21 protein-coding genes, 1 tRNA gene, 1 pseudogene and 1 other annotated feature are annotated in these 18,808 nt (G+C 64.8%); of the genes and pseudogenes, 6 read left to right on the top strand and 17 right to left on the bottom strand.

Features of this window, described 5'->3' with window-relative positions; genetic code table 11:
* The 4 genes and pseudogenes from BN4346_RS47005 to BN4346_RS46990 all read right to left on the bottom strand — a co-directional run.
* Positions 1-113, bottom strand: a pseudogene (locus BN4346_RS47005) (WXG100 family type VII secretion target); the annotation flags it as partial.
* 45 nt (positions 114-158) lie between these two features.
* The gene (locus BN4346_RS47000) at positions 159-1,400 is read right to left on the bottom strand and encodes a PPE family protein (protein ID WP_407695175.1); all 1,242 of its coding nucleotides are present in this window, start codon (positions 1,398-1,400) and stop codon (positions 159-161) included.
* An 11-nt stretch (positions 1,401-1,411) separates the two neighbouring features.
* On the bottom strand, positions 1,412-2,650 hold the full coding sequence (locus BN4346_RS46995; RefSeq protein ID WP_067977105.1) for a PPE family protein: 1,239 nt from the start codon (positions 2,648-2,650) through the stop codon (positions 1,412-1,414).
* Positions 2,651-2,659: 9 nt separating this feature from the next.
* Positions 2,660-2,959, bottom strand: coding sequence for a PE family protein (locus BN4346_RS46990; protein WP_067977104.1), 300 nt, complete (start codon positions 2,957-2,959; stop codon positions 2,660-2,662).
* A 480-nt stretch (positions 2,960-3,439) separates the two neighbouring features.
* On the opposite strand from BN4346_RS46990, the gene BN4346_RS46985 reads away from it, so the two are divergent.
* The 4 genes from BN4346_RS46985 to BN4346_RS46965 all read left to right on the top strand — a co-directional run bounded on the left by BN4346_RS46985 (position 3,440) and on the right by BN4346_RS46965 (position 5,422).
* The gene (locus tag BN4346_RS46985; protein WP_067977103.1) at positions 3,440-3,745 is read left to right on the top strand and encodes a DUF732 domain-containing protein; all 306 of its coding nucleotides are present in this window, start codon (positions 3,440-3,442) and stop codon (positions 3,743-3,745) included.
* A 64-nt stretch (positions 3,746-3,809) separates the two neighbouring features.
* Positions 3,810-3,883, top strand: a tRNA-Leu gene (locus BN4346_RS46980).
* Between the two features lie 157 nt (positions 3,884-4,040).
* Positions 4,041-4,622, top strand: coding sequence for a hypothetical protein (locus tag BN4346_RS46975; RefSeq protein WP_067977102.1), 582 nt, complete (start codon positions 4,041-4,043; stop codon positions 4,620-4,622).
* Between the two features lie 218 nt (positions 4,623-4,840).
* On the top strand, positions 4,841-5,422 hold the full coding sequence (locus BN4346_RS46965) for a hypothetical protein (protein ID WP_067977101.1): 582 nt from the start codon (positions 4,841-4,843) through the stop codon (positions 5,420-5,422).
* A gap of 13 nt (positions 5,423-5,435) precedes the next feature.
* Here BN4346_RS46965 and BN4346_RS46960 read toward each other — a convergent pair whose 3' ends face one another.
* The 6 genes from BN4346_RS46960 to BN4346_RS46940 all read right to left on the bottom strand — a co-directional run bounded on the left by BN4346_RS46960 (position 5,436) and on the right by BN4346_RS46940 (position 8,920).
* Positions 5,436-6,854, bottom strand: coding sequence for a tyrosine-type recombinase/integrase (locus tag BN4346_RS46960; RefSeq protein WP_067977100.1), 1,419 nt, complete (start codon positions 6,852-6,854; stop codon positions 5,436-5,438).
* A 3-nt stretch (positions 6,855-6,857) separates the two neighbouring features.
* Entirely contained in the window at positions 6,858-7,133 is a 276-nt protein-coding gene (locus tag BN4346_RS47985) for a helix-turn-helix domain-containing protein (protein ID WP_154677707.1), read from the bottom strand.
* Between the two features lie 74 nt (positions 7,134-7,207).
* Positions 7,208-7,405: a hypothetical protein gene (locus tag BN4346_RS46955; RefSeq protein ID WP_067977099.1), complete on the bottom strand. Its 198-nt coding sequence runs from the start codon at positions 7,403-7,405 to the stop codon at positions 7,208-7,210.
* Complete coding sequence (locus BN4346_RS46950) at positions 7,402-8,073, bottom strand: recombinase family protein (protein WP_235653837.1); 672 nt, start codon at positions 8,071-8,073, stop codon at positions 7,402-7,404. The genes BN4346_RS46955 and BN4346_RS46950 overlap by 4 nt, the downstream gene beginning before the upstream one ends.
* Positions 8,070-8,360: a hypothetical protein gene (locus BN4346_RS46945; RefSeq protein ID WP_067977098.1), complete on the bottom strand. Its 291-nt coding sequence runs from the start codon at positions 8,358-8,360 to the stop codon at positions 8,070-8,072. The genes BN4346_RS46950 and BN4346_RS46945 overlap by 4 nt, the downstream gene beginning before the upstream one ends.
* A 101-nt stretch (positions 8,361-8,461) precedes the next feature.
* Positions 8,462-8,920 (bottom strand): hypothetical protein, encoded by a 459-nt coding sequence (locus BN4346_RS46940; protein ID WP_154677706.1) that lies wholly within the window; start codon positions 8,918-8,920, stop codon positions 8,462-8,464.
* Between the two features lie 340 nt (positions 8,921-9,260).
* Here BN4346_RS46940 and BN4346_RS46935 point away from each other — a divergent pair.
* Positions 9,261-10,522 (top strand): IS3 family transposase gene (locus BN4346_RS46935; RefSeq protein ID WP_096867775.1). Its coding sequence is split into 2 segments (ribosomal slippage): positions 9,261-9,564 and positions 9,564-10,522, totalling 1,263 coding nucleotides; the frame shifts between segments, so codons are not numbered across the junction.
* Positions 9,560-9,691, top strand: a sequence feature (AL1L pseudoknot). (Overlaps the previous gene by 132 nt.)
* 206 nt (positions 10,523-10,728) lie before the next feature.
* Here BN4346_RS46935 and BN4346_RS46930 read toward each other — a convergent pair.
* From BN4346_RS46930 to BN4346_RS46910, 5 genes are all read right to left on the bottom strand, one after another.
* Positions 10,729-11,484 carry a hypothetical protein gene (locus BN4346_RS46930; RefSeq protein WP_154677705.1) on the bottom strand — a complete coding sequence of 252 codons (756 nt, stop codon included), beginning with the start codon at positions 11,482-11,484 and terminating at the stop codon, positions 10,729-10,731.
* A gap of 36 nt (positions 11,485-11,520) precedes the next feature.
* Positions 11,521-12,999 carry a bifunctional DNA primase/polymerase gene (locus BN4346_RS46925; protein ID WP_067977095.1) on the bottom strand — a complete coding sequence of 493 codons (1,479 nt, stop codon included), beginning with the start codon at positions 12,997-12,999 and terminating at the stop codon, positions 11,521-11,523.
* 696 nt (positions 13,000-13,695) lie between these two features.
* A complete protein-coding gene (locus BN4346_RS47980) occupies positions 13,696-13,839 on the bottom strand; it encodes a hypothetical protein (protein ID WP_154677704.1) in 144 nt (47 codons plus the stop codon).
* Between the two features lie 429 nt (positions 13,840-14,268).
* Positions 14,269-15,036 (bottom strand): hypothetical protein, encoded by a 768-nt coding sequence (locus BN4346_RS46915; RefSeq protein WP_067977094.1) that lies wholly within the window; start codon positions 15,034-15,036, stop codon positions 14,269-14,271.
* Positions 15,033-15,302, bottom strand: a complete 270-nt coding sequence (locus BN4346_RS46910; protein ID WP_067977093.1) for a hypothetical protein — start codon at positions 15,300-15,302, stop codon at positions 15,033-15,035. The genes BN4346_RS46915 and BN4346_RS46910 overlap by 4 nt, the downstream gene beginning before the upstream one ends.
* Positions 15,303-15,471: 169 nt before the next feature.
* On the opposite strand from BN4346_RS46910, the gene BN4346_RS46905 reads away from it, so the two are divergent.
* Entirely contained in the window at positions 15,472-16,593 is a 1,122-nt protein-coding gene (locus BN4346_RS46905) for a hypothetical protein (RefSeq protein ID WP_067977092.1), read from the top strand.
* A 429-nt stretch (positions 16,594-17,022) separates the two neighbouring features.
* Here BN4346_RS46905 and BN4346_RS46900 read toward each other — a convergent pair whose 3' ends face one another.
* Complete coding sequence (locus BN4346_RS46900; RefSeq protein ID WP_067977091.1) at positions 17,023-17,775, bottom strand: hypothetical protein; 753 nt, start codon at positions 17,773-17,775, stop codon at positions 17,023-17,025.
* Between the two features lie 395 nt (positions 17,776-18,170).
* On the bottom strand, positions 18,171-18,808 hold a 638-nt coding region (locus BN4346_RS46895; protein WP_154677703.1), incomplete at its 5' end, for a tyrosine-type recombinase/integrase.

The following is an 18,808-nucleotide window of genomic DNA, read 5'->3' as shown; positions in this document are numbered from 1 at the left end:
GTCGACGACGCCCACATCCGACGAGCCTCGTCCTCCACCGTCTGCGCATGCACATCAAAACGGCCCGCCATCGAACGCATCGCGTCCGGATCAGTCATAAAACGTGTTGCCACTGCTCTGTCTCCTTTGTTGCGGTTCCGTTTTGTGGTGAGGGGTTTTTATCCGGCAACTACCGGACGGGCCATCACGGTCGGCTTGAAGCCGTACCGCGGGGTGCTCAGACCGAAGCCGCCGCGTTCGGCGCCCATCGGCATCCCGCCGGGCATGGCCGCCATGGACTCGATCTCTTCGGGGGCGGCGGCCCAGCTGCTGGCCTGCAAGGCGTGGGCCGTGTCGACGGCACTGGCGGCGGGAGCGGCTGCGGCCCACGTCGCCGGCGTGGACAATTCGCCGACCAGGGTGGCCTGCCCGACGCCGGCCGTCACGGTCTGCGCGCTCGCGGTGAACGCCGACGCGCCGCCCAACGCTCCCAGGCTGCTCAGCGGACCACCGGGGGCCAGCAGGGCGCCGATGCCGGCGCCTGCCGCACCACCGCCGAGGGCGTTGAAACCGCCGCCGGAGAAGAACGTGGTCATGGTCGGGATCAAACTGGCCGGGGTGAATCCCGCGGTGGTTCCGGTGAAGCTCATCAGGCCGTTGAGCGGGTAAGTCACCAGGGACACCACACCATTGATCGACGCGTTCCGACCGATAGCTTCGAGCAATCCGGCGAGCGTCGGCGGGGGCAGACCGGCGTCGGCGGTGCCCGGCGAGGTCATCGTCTGCAGCGTGTTCGGCAGCGACGAAATCGCCTGCGCCGTCTGCGCGGCGTTGCTGCTGGCGGTGTTGCCGTTGGCCTGTCCGACCGCGGCGGCCTGGTTGGCTGTTCCGTCGGGGTTCGTGGTCTGGTTGGGCTCGCTGAAGGGTGTCACCTTGGTCGCTACCGCCGAGGACGCGGCATAGCTGTACATGACATCGGTGGCTTGGGCCCACATCTCGAAATACTGTGCGTCGCTTGCCATGATCGCGGCCGAGTTCTGGCCGACCACGTTGGTCGCCACCAGTTGCTTCTGTTGCGCGCGATTGGCGGCGATGACCGCCGGGGGAGGGGTGGCCGCGTGGGCCGCCTCGAACGCAGCCGCTGCGGCGGTGGCCTGGGTGGCCGCCTGCTCGGCCTTGGTCGCGGTGTCGGCCATCCACGTCAGATAAGGCTTGGTGGCGGCGCTCATCGAGGCCGATGCCGGGCCCATCCACTCTTCGTCGGCGAGTTGGGTGATCGTCGTTTCGTACGACGTCAACGCCGAGGAGATCTCCGCGGCCAGTCCGCGCCAGGCGGAGGCGACCGTCATCATCGGCGTGGAGCCGGGACCGGCGTACAGACGCCCGGAGTTGATCTCCGGCGACAGCAGTGCGTAGTCGATCATCGTTGCTCCTAGACCACCATCGGCTTGGGCATGAATTTGGGCCGGAACCCGTAGCGCGGCGTGCCGTAGTTCATGCCTTGCCGCCCGACGCCGGTCGGCACTGGAGGGGGCATGGAGGCCATGTTGTTGTGGGTCTCCGAGGGGACCGCCCAGCCGCCGGGTCCGCTGGTCAGGGCCGCAGCGCCAGGCGTGGCTGCCGACCAGCCCGCCGGCGCCGAGAACGACGTCCCAACCAGCGAGGCCTTGCCCATGGTGGCGGTGACGGCCGGGGTGACCGAGCTGACCCCGAACGCGCTGCTGACGCCGCTGGACAGTCCGCCACCGAGCGCGCCCAGGGCGCCGAGGGCACCACCGGGGCTCAATGCCGCTCCCAGACCGCTTCCCAGTGCACTGCCGCTAGCGCCGCTGAAGCCACCGCCGGTCATGAAACCGATGAGGCTTGGCAGCAGCGCCGACGGGATGAAGGCCGCGCCGGTGCCCGCGGTGTTGAACAGGCTGTACAGCGGGGTGCCGAACATGAACGCGTAGCCGTTCACCGGGTCGTTGTAGAGGAACTCGATGACCTGCTCGATCCAGTCGGTGGACGCTGCCGGCGAGGCCATGCTTTGCAGGGCGTTCGGCAGCGACGAGATCATCTGCGCCGTCTGCGCGGTGCTGTTGGCGGTGCTGCTGCCGCCGGCCTGGGTGACCGCCGCGCCCTGGTTGGCCAGCCCGGCCGGATTGGTGTTCTGGGCCGGCTCGTTGAACGGGGTGACTTGCGTCGCGGCCGCCGAGCCGCTGGCGTAGCCGTACATCGCGGCGGCGTCTTGGGCCCACATCTGCGCGTAGAGGGCGTCCAGGGCTGCGATGGCAGGGGTGTTGATGCCCAAAATGTTGGTGGACACCAGTGCGGCCTGCTGCACCCGGTTGGTGGCGACCGTCGCCGGGGGCACGGTGGCCGCTCGCGCCGTCTCGAAGGCAGCGGCGGCCGACGTGGCCAAGGCTGCGGCCTGCTCGGCCAGTGCGGCGGTGTCATTCATCCAGGCGATGTAGGGCGCTGCGGCTGCGGCCATCGATGACGAAGCCGGGCCAAGCCATTCCTCGCCGGACAACTCGGAGACCACCGTCTCATAGGAGTGGGCGGCCGCGGACAGCTCGGCGGCCAGCGCGCGCCAAGCTGCGGCGGCCGTCATCATCGGCGTCGACCCCGGTCCGGTGTAGATGCGCCCGGAGTTGATCTCGGGGGGCAGTGCTCCGTAATCCCACATGATGTCCGCCTAACCCGCCGCGGCCGCGTTCGCGGCCTCGGTGGCCGCGTACGACTCGGAGCTGCTCTTGAGCGTGGCCACGAACAGCTCGTGAATGGCGGACGCCTGCGTGGCAACCGTCTGGTAGAGGCTGGCGTGCGCGGCGAACTGCGCGGCGGTCAGCGCCGAGACCTCGTCAGCGGCCGCGGGGACGACGCCGGTGGTCGGCGCGGACGCCGCGGCGCTCTGGGCGTTGAGGGCCGCGCCGATCGCCTGCAGGGTGCTGGCCGCGGACGCCAGCGCCTCCGGCTGGGTGGTCACGAAAGACATCGGATTCTCCTTACAGAGCCCGGTGACGAATCGGCTCCTGGCACTACCGTTGCGTATGACTGGGCGATTGTGAAAGCTGGTTAACCGCTTTTTAACCGCGATGTCGGAACTCTTTACATCAGCTGAGTCAAGGCGCGTCGGCGGTGTGTGGGGCGCCACGATCGCGCGTGCCCGAAGCCGGGCGAAGCCGTCGACACAAAAGCCGTGCGTGGCGCTATTGGGTGCTCGCCAAAGGGCTTTCGCGGCGCGGTGGGGTGGCCTAGCTCACAGTGACGCGCTGGGCATGGCCGCCGCCATTGAAGATCCCTACGGCTAGCTGTCAATTGGCTTGATGGGCAGCCTTTTTAGTCCTTGGCGGGCAATACTGTTGGGGCTCGGTTGAGTGCGGTGCGGGGTCGGTAACACGGATTTAACATTCGGATCCGACGGAGTAAACGGTGCGTAACACGTTATTAACGAACACTCAGCACACTAAGAGCTATGAAACGGTTTCTGCTGCTGGCGGGCATCACCGCCATGGTCGGTCTGGCGGCCCCGGCGCACGCAGAGCCGGTCGGCAGTGACGCCGCCTTCCTCACCCAGCTGAGCGGGGCCGGCTTGAGCCACAAGGGCTCGGACCAGGTGGCCATCTCGGCCGGGCACTCGGTGTGCCAGCTGATGGACGCCGGACTGACCCCGATGGACACCGTGGTCGCCGTGCAGACCACCAACCCCGGCTTCACGCTGCAGCGTGCCGCGGAGTTCGCCCGGATCGCCGCGCAGAACTACTGCCCCGAGCACGCCTGATTTCTTCCTCTACTCGGAGTGCCGGTAGGGCGCTGGCGAGGCCGTCGCGTTAGATTCGCCGCGAGCCCCCATAGCCCAATTGGCAGAGGCAGCGGACTTAAAATCCGCACAGTGTCGGTTCGAGTCCGACTGGGGGCACTGTGTTTGTGCTGGTAGATGACTTATTGGTTCGGTCGGGTAGCTCGCCGGTGGGCTTCACACCGGCGTCACACCGGCGAGCGGGAGACCTAGCCCCCGGCAGCTTGACGTGGCGTAGCTACCGGAATCTGTCGGTGCGCGGTGGGACGATGACGGCGTGATAGCTCTCGTCATCGCGGTCATCGGCCTTGTCGGAACCGTTGCAGCGGGCAGCGCCGTCAGCGAATGGCTGGCGCGACGTAGCCTGCCCGAAAAGATCAAGGGTGATCTTGCGGTGTGGTCAGAATTGCCCGACAGCGAGACCAAGGCCCGGTTGCTGACGCGTATAGAGCAGCGTGTCGAACGATTGGGCGTCGAGGGTCCGTCCCGCTGGCGGGTGCTGGCTCTGGTGTTCTTTCCGACAACTGTCGTCACTTTTGTCGTGTTCGATGCTGTCATCATCATCAATGGCGGTTTTAGCTTTCGCCGAGGTGAGGATGGCATCCTCCGTTGGCATATGCCCAATGGCGACAGCTACTCGTTCATAGAGTTCATGGTGAGGCACTTCTTCCTCTATGCCTTCATGGTCATAGTGGCGTTCGTGACTCGTGAGGGGCTTGAGTACAGGCGATGGCGGCGGGCCCAACGATTGCTCAAACAAGTTGACTATGCTCCCCGCCACAGCGCTGAAACTGCCAGTCCGAACGGAGAAACCGAGACACGCTCCTGCGACACGCCCGGGCACTCGCGGGCCGGTTGATACTCTGTGAGAGCTTCATGCCCTAGTAGCTCAGTGGATAGAGCGCACCGGTTCGAACCGGGAGGTCGCGGGTTCGATTCCCGCCTAGGCTTGAGAAGAGGCACGTCGAGCGCCGCCACCGGTGCTCCGTGCCTCTTCTGCTATCAGGGGCTGCCCGCGAGCGACACACCCCGCCGACACGTCTGAACGATGTCGGTGCTCGATGAGACGATGACGGCATGGCTCTGGACTCTGCTTGGATTGGCGTTATCGGCACCGGCGGCGGTGCCGCCATCGTTGCTCTCGGGGCCGTCCTGGGTAATTGGGCGAAGGCGGCGACGGAGGGCAAGCAACAACGGCTAGCCGACGCCGAAAGACGCAGGGACGAGGCAGCAGAGGCCAAGGCGGTACGGGAACACGATGCCGCCGAGAAGGCGGCGCAACGGGAGCTCGACACAGCCGAGACAGAGGCTCAGCGGCAACGCGAGGCGGCGCAGCGCGAAGCTGACAAACTTGCTGCTCAGCGCGCTGAGCGCGTTCGGCAGATACGCGAGTGGCGAGAAGGGTTGGCCGCATCCCATGCGGAGTTCGAGAAATGGGATGCCATCGACAGGCGCCCATCGAAGCCAGCCAGTTTCGAGCTCCTACCTGAACCGAACATCGTAAGCGCGCCTTGGTTTCAAAGCCTCCGGCCGCACCTACCTGCGACCGGCCAGACGGCGAAGCTCCGCAGTGGTAATCACATTTACTGTGACCGTGAAGCTGCCGATGCGTTAGCCACAGAAATTGCCGACCTTGAGCGGTACTGGGGGCTTGCCTAACTGATCTATCGCTCTACCCAAAAAGGGGCACCACGTTCCCCGCCGCCGGGGCTGGTTTCGCCGGGGCCGGTGGCTCGGGCAGGGTGTTCAGCGCCCCGCCGTCTTGCTCCGGTATGTAGTCGCCGTACACGTCCAACGTCAGGGTGTAGGTCGAATGGCCTAGCCACTTCGACACCTGCATGAAGTGGACGCCCGCCGACAGCTGGAGCACGGCGAAGGTGTGGCGGAGGTCGTGGAGCCGTACCCCGCGAACCGCGGGGACCAGGGTGTCGTCTTTGGCCTTGTAGGCGGGTCGGCTCGCCGGTAGCCCGATCGCTTCCAAGGCGGGCTTGAGGATCGTGTCGTAAAACGTCCCCATCGCCAGCGGCTGTGACCAATCCAGCGGCACCGCGTACCGCTGCCCGGTCGCGCGGTACCCGCCGCCGTTCTTCCGCGACGGCCACAACGGCGCGGTCGGCTCGGGGGCGCGGGGGTGCTCCGCGAGGTACGCCACCATCCGCTCCGCCAACCACCCCGGCAGCGGCACCGTGCGCCGCGACTTCTTGGACTTGGGGTTGCCGATGACCCATTCGCCGCCGTCGCGGTCCTTGATTCGTTGGACCTTCACCGAGCATCGCGGGCCAGGTAAGAACTTCAGATCGCGGACCTCAAGGCCGGCCACCTCCGCCGCCCGCAATCCCGTGTAGGCCATGAACTCCACCATCAACGCGTACACCGGGTAGGCCGGTAGCGCCGGGCCGGTGTAGCCAGCAGGCGGGATGCCCGCGATAGCCGCACTCAGCGCCCCAACCTGTTCGGCGGCGAGCGGGTAGTGCTCAAAGCCGGTGTGGTCGCCGGTTGCGCGGCTCGCCGCGAAGTCCACGGCGTCGCATGGGTTCGCCGGAATCGCCTTGTGCTGCACGGCGTACTTGAACACCCGCCGCGTCACGTCCCAAGCGTGCTTGACCGTGCCTGGGGTGAGCGGTTTTCCGTCGCCTTGTGTGGAGGCCTGCCGGACCAGGGCGGCTAGCAGCTGCTCACAGCGCGTGCCCGTAATCGCAGCTATCGCGGACCCGCCGAGTTCCCCCAGCACATAACACCGCAACAGCCGTCCGTACTCATCGGCCGTGCGCTCCTTGAGCTTGCCCTGGCTGACCTTCACGGCCTGCTGGTCGAGCCATGCCGCCGCATAGTGGGCAAAGGTCAACTGCCCGGCCTTCTTTGCGTCGGCCAGGGCGGCTGTCCCGCCGGTGCCGTGCTTGGCGTGGTTCAACTCGTCCCGGCGTCCCTGGGCAGCCTCACGGGTGGTGAATGATTCCTGGCGGGCGCGCTGCCTGCCCGTGGGCAACCCCGTGGCGGCGTCGGTCGCGGGCTCTCGCCATGCGACCACATACCGCTTAACGGTTTTGCCCTTGCGCTTCTGCTTGGTGTCATGGGCGCGGATGTAGGCCATTGGTCAATTCCCTTCGGTTGGTTGGTCGGTGACGTGTCGCCAGGTGCGCCGGTGGACTACGGCGCTCATGGTCGGCTGGGTCACGCCGTAGATGTCCGCCAAGTCATTCACGCCCCAGCGCCCCGCCGCGTAGTCCGCGCGAATCTCGCGCACGTCGTCCTCGGTGAGTTTCGGGCGACGGTTGGGCGCTCGCTCTGGTGACGGTTCCGGCGGGCCGCTCTGGCCGCTGCGTGGCTGCGGGGCTTGTTCGGCGGCGACGTACCGGGGTGGGCTTGGCATCGGTGTAGGTGCGGCGTACGGGACACCGAGCGGGGTCCGCCGAACCAACGCCCGCGAGCTACGGCGTGGGGCAGTCACTCCGGTTCCAACTCGTTGTCTAGGTGGTGGCCGAAGTTGTGGAAGTGGGCGTAATCGTCGGGGCGGAAACGTACGTAGTACACCGGCTCGTCGCCATCGGTGAAGACCTCCACGACGGTGCCGATTTCTCCGACCGGAAACAGCTCGCCCTCCGCCAGCAGGCGCACCTTGTCGCCCACCTTGAATTTCGTCATGCTGCTGCCCCGTTGGTGTTGGCGCGCTTGAGGATGTCCGCAACCGTCGTCGGGTACCACCGCGCCCCACCGCGTGGTGCGGGTACCCCGCGCTCGGTGAGCTGGCGGGCGATCATGTTGGCGCTCAGCCCGTCGCGGGTGTGCATGTGTGTGATCTGCTCGGCCAGGGCGGGGACTACTTGTGGTGGGCGGCCAAGGCGCTTACCTGCCTTGCGGGCTTTGGCGAGACCTTCGCGGGTGCGTTCGCTGATCTTGCGGCGTTCCTCAGCGGCTACCGCGATGCGAATGTCCGCGAGTAGGCGCTGGCTGGAGTCTCCGCTGTCGGCCTTGTCGCAGTCCATCAACCGCCATGCGTTGCGCTCGGCGCGCTTGAACAGCTTCGCGGCGTCCTCCTGATCGCGGGTCGCGCGGTCGAGTGCCCGCACCAGCAGCGCATCGGCCACACCGGACTCGATAGCTGCTATCGCAACTTCCCTGCCGTACATGCGATCTGTCGCCCCGCTGCTGACCACATCGCTGGTTACGGTCAGCAGCTCGTAGCCGTGGGTAGCGCAGAAGTGTTCCAGGGCTTCGTGTTGCGCGCCGAGGCCGTGGCCGGTGTCGCCTTGCTTCGCGGTGGAGACCCGTACGTACCCGACGACGCGCAGCGGCTTCGGGTTCCCGGTCACCACATGCTCCCGCCAGGCGCGAACGGGTTGACGGTGTTACCGGTGGTGGGGCTGGTCGCGGTTTCCCAGGGCATGTCCGGCTGGTTGTAGGTACCGGTGCCGCTCGGGTTACCCCAGACCGGCTGGCCCGGCTGCGGGCCGACCGGCAAGCACCAATCGCTCCAAGACCCGGCGTTACCGGTCGGGTCGAACGCGCAATACGGGAACGGCACGGGGTCCGCTGCTGCGATAGCTGGGGCTACCAGCGCAGCGCCCGCGACCGCGAGGGCGGTGAGTAGTCGGGTCATCGGTCCTCCTGTTTTCGCCTAAACCGCCGAAACGGTCACTACGGCGTTTACGCTACGCCAGCAAACCGCTAAATAGGCCCTGGCCTGGTATCTGACTGTTGTCAGCGCACTCGTCGGACCCGCCCTATTCGGGCGGCTGCCCTGTTGGCTTGGGCGGTGTCGGCGGTCGCGTCCTCTAACGTCGCCAGCTCCCGGCCCGGCGGGCGGCTCGGTGGGCCGCTACGGGGTGCGCCCGTGCCCGTGGGGTCTTCGGGCCGATCACCGGGCGCTCGCCCACGAGGGCCATGCTCGGGCTCGTCTACGAGTTCCGCGTCCACGACCTCCATCGGCTCCGAGGCGGGCAGAGCGTGCGGCGGGTCGGGCGGTAGGCCCTGACGGGCGCGGGACTCGGCGCGGGTGATGTGTGCGACCCCGACGATGTCGTTGAGCACCTCCTCGTAGGGCTGGACCGGCTTCGGTCCGATCTCAACGGTTGTCGTCGCCTTGCCCATTGCACGGTCCAAGGCGTCGCGAATCGCTTGGAGCGCGACGTGATCCGGCACATCGCCGTCCAGCGCCATACCCAAGAGCTTTTGCACGAGCGCGTCGCAGGACTGCTCTAAACGCCTTTGCGCCTTGGCCTTAACCTGCGGCGCTGCCCCGCCATGGTGGTAGCAGACGTTCCCGCCGAGCATGGGTGGGCGTTTACATGGCTCGCCGGTGCGCGAGCTTCTAGCAGTACACCGCATCCCGCCGCTCTTGAAGTCCGTGGTCGCTTCGCGGCGGTCCTTAGGCGCGGTCGATGGGTTACGGGTGTTATTGGTTTCTTTCATCGCTGTCTCTCCAATCTCATCGGGTTCCGGGCCGTGAATCGCCCTGGAAATCCCGGAGGCTCCTGACCTTGGAAACGAGGATGCAGGTATGCCGAAGGAACAGTCGCCAGGTAGGCCCACGACACGCCGTTACGGCCCGGAGGAGAAGGCCGCCGCGGTGCGGATGGTCCGGACGTTGCGGACTGAGCTGGGCACCGAGCAGGGCACGGTGGCGCGGGTGGCGCGTCAGCTCGGTTACGGGGTCGAGTCGGTCCGGTCCTGGGTGCGCCAGGCCGATATCGACGACGGGCATGTACCGGGGGTGTCCACCGCTGAGATTGCGCGGATCAAGGAACTCGAACAGGAGAATCGAGAACTGAAGCGTGCCAACGAGATTCTGAAACGAGCAGCGAGTTTCTTCGGGGCGGAGCTCGACCGCCAACACCGCAAATAGTCGCGTTCATCGACGCGAATCGCGAGGAGTTCGGGGTCGAGCCCATCTGCACCGTCCTGCGTGAAGCAGGCGTGTCGGTGGCCCCGAGCACCTACTACGACACCAAAACCCGCAAGCCGTCGGCGCGGGCCTGCCGCGACGCGGTGCTGGGTCCGGTACTGCGAGCGTTCTGGGAGGACAACTACCGCGTCTACGGGGCACGCAAGCTCTGGAAAACCGCACGCAGGGCCGGCCACGACGTGGGCCGCGATCAGGTCGCCCGCCTGATGCGGGCAGCCGGGATCTGTGGGGCGCGGCGCGGCAAGCGCGTGCGGACCACCAAAGCAGATCCGGCGGCGACGCGGCATCCCGATCTGGTCAAACGGCAGTTCACCGCTACCGCTCCCAACCAGCTCTGGGTGACCGACCTGACGTTCGTGCCGACCTGGGCCGGGGTGGCCTATGTCTGTTTCCTCATCGACGCGTTCAGCCGGATGATCGTCGGGTGGCGGGTCGCCTCCCATATGCGCACCACGATGGTGCTGGATGCGATCGAGATGGCCCGCTGGTCACGCGGAATCCTGTTGCCGTACTTGGTATGTCATTCCGACGCCGGGTCGCAGTTCACTTCTATCCGCTACGGTGAACGGCTCGCCGAGATCGGCGCGACTCCCTCGATCGGCACCGTCGGGGACAGCTTCGACAACGCCCTGGCCGAAACCGTGAACGGCTACTACAAGGCCGAACTGATCTACGGGCCAGCACGTACCGGGCCGTGGAAGACCGTCGAGGACGTCGAGTTGGCCACCCTGAGCTGGGTGCACTGGCACAACACCAGCCGCCTGCACGGCTACCTCAGCGACGTTCCGCCGACCGAGTTCGAAGCGGCGTTCTACGATGCATCACGGAACGACCAGAACCTGGTCGAAATCCAATAGATCGAGCCTCCGGGAGAACCAGGGCGATTCACAAGGGGGGGTACCGGGGGTACGCGTACCCCCCACCGGGCGAGAAACCCCGTGCCTCGCGTACGTCCCGCGATTGGTAGTTTTCAGATAACCAGGCGTTTTAGGATCACCTAGGTCAAACTTATTCGCGCACCGGGGGGTACGCCGTACCCCTCGTACCCCCTCTACCGGTCGCGTCATCGCCCCTCCACTAGGTGGATGCTCCTGGCCGTATTGCCTTTGCCCGGAATAGGTTGCAAATCAACATCTCCTACCCGAACCAACAGAGATAGGGCGTCATCGAAGTACGGTTTGTCGCGGCCAAAGTCCCGTCGAAACGCAGCCTTAGGCCGGTCGTTCTCGGCCCTCAGCAGGTGTCGGATTCGCTCGGCCACACGCGCAATATCGGCTTCATGCAATCGTTCCGTTTTGGCGACCTCTCGGTCTGCATCGCGTCGTCCGCGGTCCCGGTCCGACTTCGCCGCGTTCGACCTCAGCGCGGCCTGCACTTCGGCCCTCACCGAGTTCGACACACCCATGACGACCCCGGACAGTTCCCAGTCCTCTTCTGAGACTTTGTCGGTACGCCCGTTCATCCACATCAGCCCCACCGCGACCTTCAAACGTGCGAGGGTCGCGTGTGCGTCGAGCGCCTTGGCCTCCGATACCTCACCCCGCAGCTTCGCGCGCTGCTCCCCGCGCACGGCCTCAACAACACTCGGCGGTAAACCCAACACATGGAACTCGGCCTTATCCACCGGCACGTGCAACTGGTGCGGGTCTGTGGGACCGAATTTCAGTCTTACCGACTGACCGTCGCTGTCAGCGTCGCCGTCGTCGGATGGCTCGGGATTGGCGTTGAGTCGTTCGCCTGGTGTCGGCCACGCAGGCAGGCGTAGGGGTTCCGGTTCTTCCGGTGGTTCATCCGGCGCATCAGGGTCGGTCGTCGGCAACCAGATGAATCGTTGCGGCGTGCCGCCGTCGGCATCCTACAAGAGCGCGCCCCCACGGCCCGGCTGAACCCCGACGAGCATCGTCATGCGGTAGCGGTGGGCCATGATCGCCACGGCCTTCTCCGCATCCGCATAACCGAACCCCAGCCGCTCACCCATCCACGCCTTCCGTAACTCGGGCATGAGGGTTGATGCGCTGCGGTGTACGAGGGCTGCGAAGGTGTCGACCTCGCCAACGGTGAGCATCACCGCGTTGCGCAGGTTGATCTGCTCGGCCCTCTTCTTGTAGGCGTACTGCTTGGGGATCCCCTCGCCACTTCCTGGCGTCGCCACAAACACGTGCGTCTCACCAGCCACGAAATCCTCCGCTGCGGCTTCTGAAGTGTTCTTGCCGAATCCAGACCGCGCCACCAGGGCGACGAACAGATTCAAGCTCCCTTCGGATCCAATCGTCGGCGGCAGCACCACGTTGGGTGGAATGGATGCGATTGCCCTCGCCAGAACCGCACCGAACGTCGACCACGGACCCACGCAACGTGCCCGCGCGAACGTGCGCAACCGCATCAGCTCGGGCCGCGCCGACCAGAACGTCTCAAGCTCGGCATCGGTGGGTGATACATCGTTGCGGTGTGCTCGGTCGGGGTCCGCGACAGCGACAGCCGTCGCCCACTGGACGATGCGCATGTACTCGGCCCCCAGGGACGCGATACGTTGCTGCTCGGTGTCGGGGTCGAAGTGTTCGGCGTAGACCCGGTGAAGCGTGCCGAATGCTTCGCGCGCCGGATAACAGCCGGCCATCGCTTCCGTGAATGCCCACGGCGCAACGCTGACTAGGCTCTCGTGGCGGCTGGCGCCGTCCGCGATGCGCTGCCGTAGCTGAGTGACTTGTCCGGCGATGGTGTGTCGGCAACTTTCCCGGCCGCACCCGCCACCCGTATGGGTATCGAGGAACGCATCCACCTCCGCATCGGTCAGCGGGTCGGCGGTGTCCCCGGCCTCGGACAGGCACTCACGCAGTACGTCGGGTAGCGGCCCCAACTGTCCAGCCCTGACCTGTCGGTACTCACCGCCCCTCGTCTCAGCGTCGGGGTGGGGTGTGGGGGCGGCGATGATGACGCCGTTCTTGCCCCGGAACTCACCGGCGACTGTGAAAGCACCCGCGCTGTTCCCGTACTCCTTGCCGTCGTCGGGCAGCAGGAACATGTAGTGCCCACGGTCACCGTCTCGCCGTGTTCCCTGAACCGCCCCGGCGGCGCGAAGGGCATCCGCGACACCTGAAAGCCCATACCCGTCAATGCGGCTGAGGCTGTCCATGTCGAGGTCGAACACACCCGCACCCGACCGGCCACAGTGCAGCGCGATCCCATAGTTCGGGTTCGCGGTCCACCACCGACGTATCTGTTCGGGGTCGCGGCTGGACTTCTCATGCCACTTGCCCTTCACGACACTGCCGGGATTCTTGATATCAGCGGGATCGGTCGGAAGCACATACCAACCGGCCTCCGCATACTCCATCGCGGCCTGCAACAACGAAAGTCCGTCAACGTCAGGTAGGTGTAACTCATTGTTAGGCGGTGGCTTTCGATGGACTGTTTCCTCAGGTAGGCTATTCACTACCGCTCCTGCTCTCTAGCAAGGTCAGGTATCTTCGGTAGTCCCCGGTGCGCCCGCCAGTGTGCCGGGGATTTCCTTTTACTGGGCTGCATTGGTTTTCGAGCCACGGCCTGTGTTCGCTCCGGTATAGCGCGTAGGCACGGGACTAGTGCACGACTCAATCCAGTCGTCACCGGATTTCTTGGAAAACCAGTTTTTGCAACTTATTTGCGTGGTTTTGATCTGTCTCCGCTGTACCGTAACCTTCACGCTTCTGCGGGTGACGCTGATCAGTCCGCGCTCGTGACGCAGGTACTCGAATAGCTGCTGCTCGGTGAGTACGGGGTCGCCGTAGTGCGGGTCATCATCGTGATTCACGAACAACTCCAGGGTCGCCGCCCGCCCTGGCTAGGGCAGGACAAACCAACACCGGCACCAGGATTGGTGTTCGGCGCTCCTGTTTCTGGTTGATTGATGAACGGCGTAATCTGCCCGCCAAGGTGACGCCGCTCGACCGGGCCTAGAGTACCGGCCCGAACTCGGATACTACCCGAACCGCCGCCGCGCCGCCGATCTTCTGATCGGCGAACGCAACAGCGGCGGAACGGGTTTAGGCAACTACCACGGCGGTGCCCAGAGGCTCAACCTGACTTGCGTCAGGCCATTGCGGTCGTGGTGCTGGACCATCTCGATCAACTTGCCGGTGAGCGCGGCGGTGTCGGCGTAGGCGCCCATCTTGGTGACAAGCCAGATACCATTCACCCTGTTCGCGCTTAGGCTCCGGGGAGGTTCATCCTTGTAACCCCACTCGAATCGCTCACCAGGAGCAAGCAGTTCCCCGCTGGCTGTTGCTGTAATAGTCACCTCTGTTGCCTCCTCGGCGTTTCCGCTGCAAGCCAGGAGAAACAAAAAAGATGCCCTCGCGGCAAGCAGCTTTGAATGTTGCTTGGCGAAGACATCGTGACTATGTCGTGCGTGCGTCTCCGTGACGTTACGTGCCCACCCGCCCCGGTAGTGTTCCGAGGATCATTCGCGTTAGTCTCGTGCACCGGCTCATCGAACCCGGAATGGCAACATGCTACCAACGGCGGGCCGCTTCTGCCACCGTCATATGTCGCTGGCTGACCAGGCCCGGCCTATCCGGTCGTCGGCCCGGTGCTCGCAGGCCACCAGCGGCCATGGCAGCGGTCCCTACAGTCGCCGTCTGAACCATCGCCGGATCGCGGTTCTCCACCGCATCCACGTCGGCGTTGGCCGTGTCGGTTGTGCGGGGGCGGGTTTGAATGCCACGCGTTCGTGGGCAGCCATGATTGCGAGCTGAGTATTGGTGCTCGCGTCTCTCGCGGCCTTGGCCAGGCAGGCGTCACACGCGCGGAACAGCAACACCAGCGTGCCCCGGTCTACCGGCAATAGCCGCGTCGGCCCACCGCAGGCCTCGGCGATGTGCGCGGTGCACCGCAAGTCGCAATCGCCAGCGCAACCTTCGGTCGTGCAGTTGTGATGGTCCAGTTGTTCCGTCGAGTGTTCGAGGGAGAGCGCCGCATAGTCAACGGTTCCCCACCGCCGGCCAGGCGCGTCGCGCCAGCGTTCCCGCACCACATCCACATGGTTGCTGCCGATGCGCCAAATACGTACTACACCTTGCTCGGCGGGGGCATCAGGGTTGTAGTCGCCACGCGGGCCTTCGCCGGTATCCCAGCGCAGCTCACCGTTTGCCGCGCGGCGGTGGTATTCGGCTGCGGCGGCATCGGCTCGCTTAGCCAAGGCGCGTACCCGCGCCGGATCAAACAACACCCCGCCGTCGCCAGCCCGGTCACCCCACGCCTTGGCGATGATCTGCTCAGCGCGGTCAGTCGCCCGGACTTGGGTGTTGGCGTCGGGGTGCATGGGCCGGAGGGCGGTCAGTTCGGGGTACTTCGCCGTCAGGTAGTCGCGGCGTTCGGGGTTGATCGTGCTCATGCGGTTCTCCTCATGCCCTGAACGAAATTGTAGAGATCGACGGTGCTGTACCAGATGGCTCCGCTGATCTTGTAGCTCGGCAACGTCCGGTCGTTGGTCGCCTTGGTGACTAGTCCGATTCCGACATTGTTCAGCCCCATGACATCCCGGTACCACTCGACCGCGCCCGTCTTGCCCTTCACGGTGGGGTCGGGCGACAGCTCAAGCTTGGTCGGTGCCGTTGCACCGTCTATGGTCGGTTTGGGTATCGCTGGCGTTCGGGCCATTTCACATCTCCGTAATCATCGGGCGGACAACGTATCCGCGTCTATATCGAAGCTACCCCTCTACTACCCCGGAAGTCTTTCGTTAAGTAGTCGCACCGTTAATCGACTCTCCCGCAACGTGTTAACCGAGTAGCGTCGGGTCGAATACGGACAGCTTGAGGAGATCGCGATGGCTAAAGGCATTTCGACCCACGGCGATGTGCTCGTCAATCAGACCGCAGATGGTGTTGACCTCAATGATATTTGGGCAGAAGTCCAGCAAGTTCTTGAGCTGTACAACGCCGAGCGGACCAGCATCGCCAACCTGCTTAGCTACCGCACGGTCAATGTCGCTGACGCGATCCCCCAGAGCATCAGCAGTGATTCGTTCGAGGAAGCAACAGAGTTCGGCATTCCGCGCGCAATCCGCCCGCCGAGCGATGTGCTGCGCCTTGGATATTCATTCCGTGACTACGACATCAGCTTGCGGGCGACATGGAAGTTCCTTCGCGAGGCCACCGCTGAGCAAGTTCAGGCGCAGGTTACGCGTGTCATTGAGGCAGACAATAAGAACGTAAATGGCAGCGTTCTCCGCAGGCTATTTGACCCGGCGACGGCGCTCAACGAGTGGGGTCACACGTGCTACGGATTGTGGAACGCCGACGGCATGGTTCCCCCGCCCTATCTCGGGCAGACATTCACCGGTAGTCACAGCCACTATCTCGTAAGCGGATCAACGGTCCTGGACGCCCAAGATGTCGAGGCAATGATTCATCACGTGCAAGAGCACGGTTACGGCTTTCCCGGAACTAGCAACAGCGCAACGCTTTTGCTGCTGATGAATCCGTTGGATGTTGACGCCTCCGCATTGACCGCATGGCGGGCCGGTGTTGAGTACCGCGACGGAGCGCCCTTGCCGAAGTGGGATTTCATTCCGAGCGCCTTGATGCCCGCATGGATCTCCAACGAGACCATTCACGGCCCCATCCCCGCAGCCGAGCTTTACGGCCTCCAGGTGTGGGGTTCATACGGCTCCGCGTTGCTCATCCAGTCGAACTACGTGCCGGTCGGGTACGCGGCCCTGGTCGCGACGGGAGGGCCGAACAGCGATGCCAACCCGGTCGGTTTCCGCCAGCACGTCGCGGTGCAATATCAGGGGTTGAGGCACATCCCTGGCCCCGGTCCCTATCCGATCCAAAATTCATTCTTCGCCAGGGGTTTCGGCGTGGGCACTCGGCACCGGGGCGCGGCGGTGGTCTGCCAGATCACCACGAACAACAGCTACGCCGCGCCGACGACGATTGCGACGTAATCGTGGCCGGCATTCATGCCCCGGAGCCTTGGCGGGAACCACCGCCCAGGAAAAAGCAGTTCTACGCCAGCTCACGCGACCCACTGACCGGCCAAGCCGGGACCGGCGACACGGAGATGTCGTGGGGCGAGGGCCTAGTAGCACCGCACGCCAACGGGCTACCGCCGTCGATGGGCGGCCAGTACATGCCACGAGCACCGCGCGTAGAGCTACACGGGCTATCGCTCACGCCCCGGCAGAAGCGCCGGCCACTTAACGAGGCTCGCGGGTATCCCGGTGACCAAGTGGCCCGGTAACGGACCCAGACGCAGCCGGGGCGGGTGGTCCTCCTTTCCAGCCCGCCCCGGCTGGCCAACGAGAGGAACCCACGATGGCCACCAAGAAGCAATCAGCCCACCGTGCCAAGTGCCGGGGCAAGTAGGGGCGCGGCTACTGGCCGCTAGTGCCCAAAACCCCTGGTGGCAGCACGTTCTGCACTGCATCGATGGTTCTTGCTGCGGCGGTGCCGATCTCAAAAGCGCCGACGATCACATCCTTGCGCTTGAACTTGTCCAAAACGCGCTTGTATAGCGGCTTCAGCTGAGGAGTAGTGCTGACCTCATCGGCTGTCGCGACGCTATCCCTGAGGAGGGTAACTACACGGGCAAGTTTGAAGTCCCCCTGAAGCTTTGCGTCTGCAAGCACCCACTTCATGTGGTTAACGAGGTTGAGCAGGTAGACCGTCAGTTCTCGCCCGATTGTCTTCTCTTGCCTCAGGATCTCAAGCAGTTCCTTCAGGCCCTTGTCAACTTCGGAGATGTCCTCGTCGGTGAACTCCGGCACCAGAGGGGCGAGCATCGGGCCCAGGGTCTTTAGCCACCGCAGTGAATTTTCATCGAACAGCTTTGCTTGCCCCCAGCCGTTGTCGTACGACAACACCATCGCCGTCCAATTCGGCAACTCGCGACGGAACTCGTCAACGTCCGTTCCGGTCACGGCCTCGTATGTATCGAGCAGTTCTCGAATTTCAGCGATGTACCCCAAGGCGATCTCATGCATCCGCAGCGCATGATCGAAGTTCGTCGTGAGCCCCCGGTGCTTCGCAGGCGTCGCTTTGGCCTGCGGTGGCACGTTCCGACGATTGTCCGGCGGTAGGTTCCAATGCACCAGGTTGTTGTAGAGCAGCACGGCGGGGTTGGACATCCGCCGATTGTTCCAAGGGGTATCCGACAATCAATGACGACACGCCAGAGGTCAATACGGCCCGGCCTATTTTTCTAGGTGTATAAGCATCATGCGCCACGCCAGTAACAATCATCCCAGTGGCAGCCAGCGCGACATCCCGATCTCACACCGGCGTCACACCGGCGGCCAGGGGCGTATCGGAGCCGAACCGCAGCCGTACCCCGACCGACCTGTAGCCGTGTGCTGAACGGATCAAAGTAGCAGTTGCAGTTGGTATTTGAGTTAGCTGGTAAGCCATCTACCAGAGGTTATCCGACCCGCTCAAAAAGCCGGTCGTACGTTCTTAAAATCCGCCCAGTGTCGGTTCGAGTCCGACTGGGGGCACCGCGTAGCTGTGCAGGTGTACATGCTGGTCAGAGCGTTGGTGAGCTTTGCTGTGCGCTCTCGGATGGTCGCCGTGCCCACATTTTGCCCACACTCTCGTCTAACTTGTCGGCAACTGCGGTGAGATCGTCGTCGAAAAGATCGGCGTACACGTCCAGCGTCATGGCCGCGCTGGCGTGCCCCAGCATCCGCTGCACCACCTTGACGTTGGCCCCGGCCGAGATCGCCAAGGACGCCGCGGTGTGCCGCAGCGCGTGGGCGGTGACCCGCGGGAACACCGGCGTCGTCGCCTCGCCTTCCTTGCTGGCCTTGATCTCCTTGGCGCGCGCCGCGTCGGCGGCCTTCATGCAGCGCTCCACCGCCCCCGACAGCCACGAATCGTGCGACGACGGCGGGGCCAGGTGCCCACCCGACCGGGACGGCCACAGCAGCTCGTCACGGCCCTTGCCCCGGCACGTCTTGGCCAGCTCGTCGACCACGAACGCCGGCAGCACCACCGTGCGGCTCTTACCCGACTTAAGCGTGCCCACGTGGGTCTTGGAGCCGACCGCCACCGCGTTCTCGTGCAGCACCACCCGTCGCTTCAGGAAATCCACGTCGGACACCCTCAGCGCTGCCGCTTCACCCCACCGCAGACCGGCCGTACCCAGGAGCAGTACCAGCGACC

This window comes from Mycolicibacter icosiumassiliensis (assembly GCF_900078685.2).
GTDB classification, from domain to species: domain Bacteria; phylum Actinomycetota; class Actinomycetes; order Mycobacteriales; family Mycobacteriaceae; genus Mycobacterium; species Mycobacterium icosiumassiliensis.
Note: the sequence above shows the minus strand (reverse complement) of the source record. Positions and strands in the feature narration are given on the sequence as shown.

Excerpts from the sequence above, each read along its gene's own strand:
- BN4346_RS46905 (WP_067977092.1), top strand. The coding sequence starts at position 15,472 with ATGGCTAAAGGCATTTCGACCCACGGCGATGTGCTCGTCAATCAGACC.
- BN4346_RS46985 (WP_067977103.1), top strand. The coding sequence starts at position 3,440 with ATGAAACGGTTTCTGCTGCTGGCGGGCATCACCGCCATGGTCGGTCTG.
- BN4346_RS46915 (WP_067977094.1), bottom strand. The coding sequence starts at position 15,036 with ATGAGCACGATCAACCCCGAACGCCGCGACTACCTGACGGCGAAGTAC.
- BN4346_RS46910 (WP_067977093.1), bottom strand. The coding sequence starts at position 15,302 with ATGGCCCGAACGCCAGCGATACCCAAACCGACCATAGACGGTGCAACG.
- BN4346_RS46995 (WP_067977105.1), bottom strand. The coding sequence starts at position 2,650 with ATGTGGGATTACGGAGCACTGCCCCCCGAGATCAACTCCGGGCGCATC.
- BN4346_RS46945 (WP_067977098.1), bottom strand. The coding sequence starts at position 8,360 with ATGACCCGACTACTCACCGCCCTCGCGGTCGCGGGCGCTGCGCTGGTA.
- BN4346_RS46925 (WP_067977095.1), bottom strand. The coding sequence starts at position 12,999 with ATGGAGTATGCGGAGGCCGGTTGGTATGTGCTTCCGACCGATCCCGCT.
- BN4346_RS46940 (WP_154677706.1), bottom strand. The coding sequence starts at position 8,920 with ATGGCGCTGGACGGCGATGTGCCGGATCACGTCGCGCTCCAAGCGATT.
- BN4346_RS46960 (WP_067977100.1), bottom strand. The coding sequence starts at position 6,854 with ATGGCCTACATCCGCGCCCATGACACCAAGCAGAAGCGCAAGGGCAAA.
- BN4346_RS46955 (WP_067977099.1), bottom strand. The coding sequence starts at position 7,405 with ATGACGAAATTCAAGGTGGGCGACAAGGTGCGCCTGCTGGCGGAGGGC.
- BN4346_RS46965 (WP_067977101.1), top strand. The coding sequence starts at position 4,841 with ATGGCTCTGGACTCTGCTTGGATTGGCGTTATCGGCACCGGCGGCGGT.
- BN4346_RS46900 (WP_067977091.1), bottom strand. The coding sequence starts at position 17,775 with ATGTCCAACCCCGCCGTGCTGCTCTACAACAACCTGGTGCATTGGAAC.
- BN4346_RS46990 (WP_067977104.1), bottom strand. The coding sequence starts at position 2,959 with ATGTCTTTCGTGACCACCCAGCCGGAGGCGCTGGCGTCCGCGGCCAGC.
- BN4346_RS47985 (WP_154677707.1), bottom strand. The coding sequence starts at position 7,133 with ATGCCAAGCCCACCCCGGTACGTCGCCGCCGAACAAGCCCCGCAGCCA.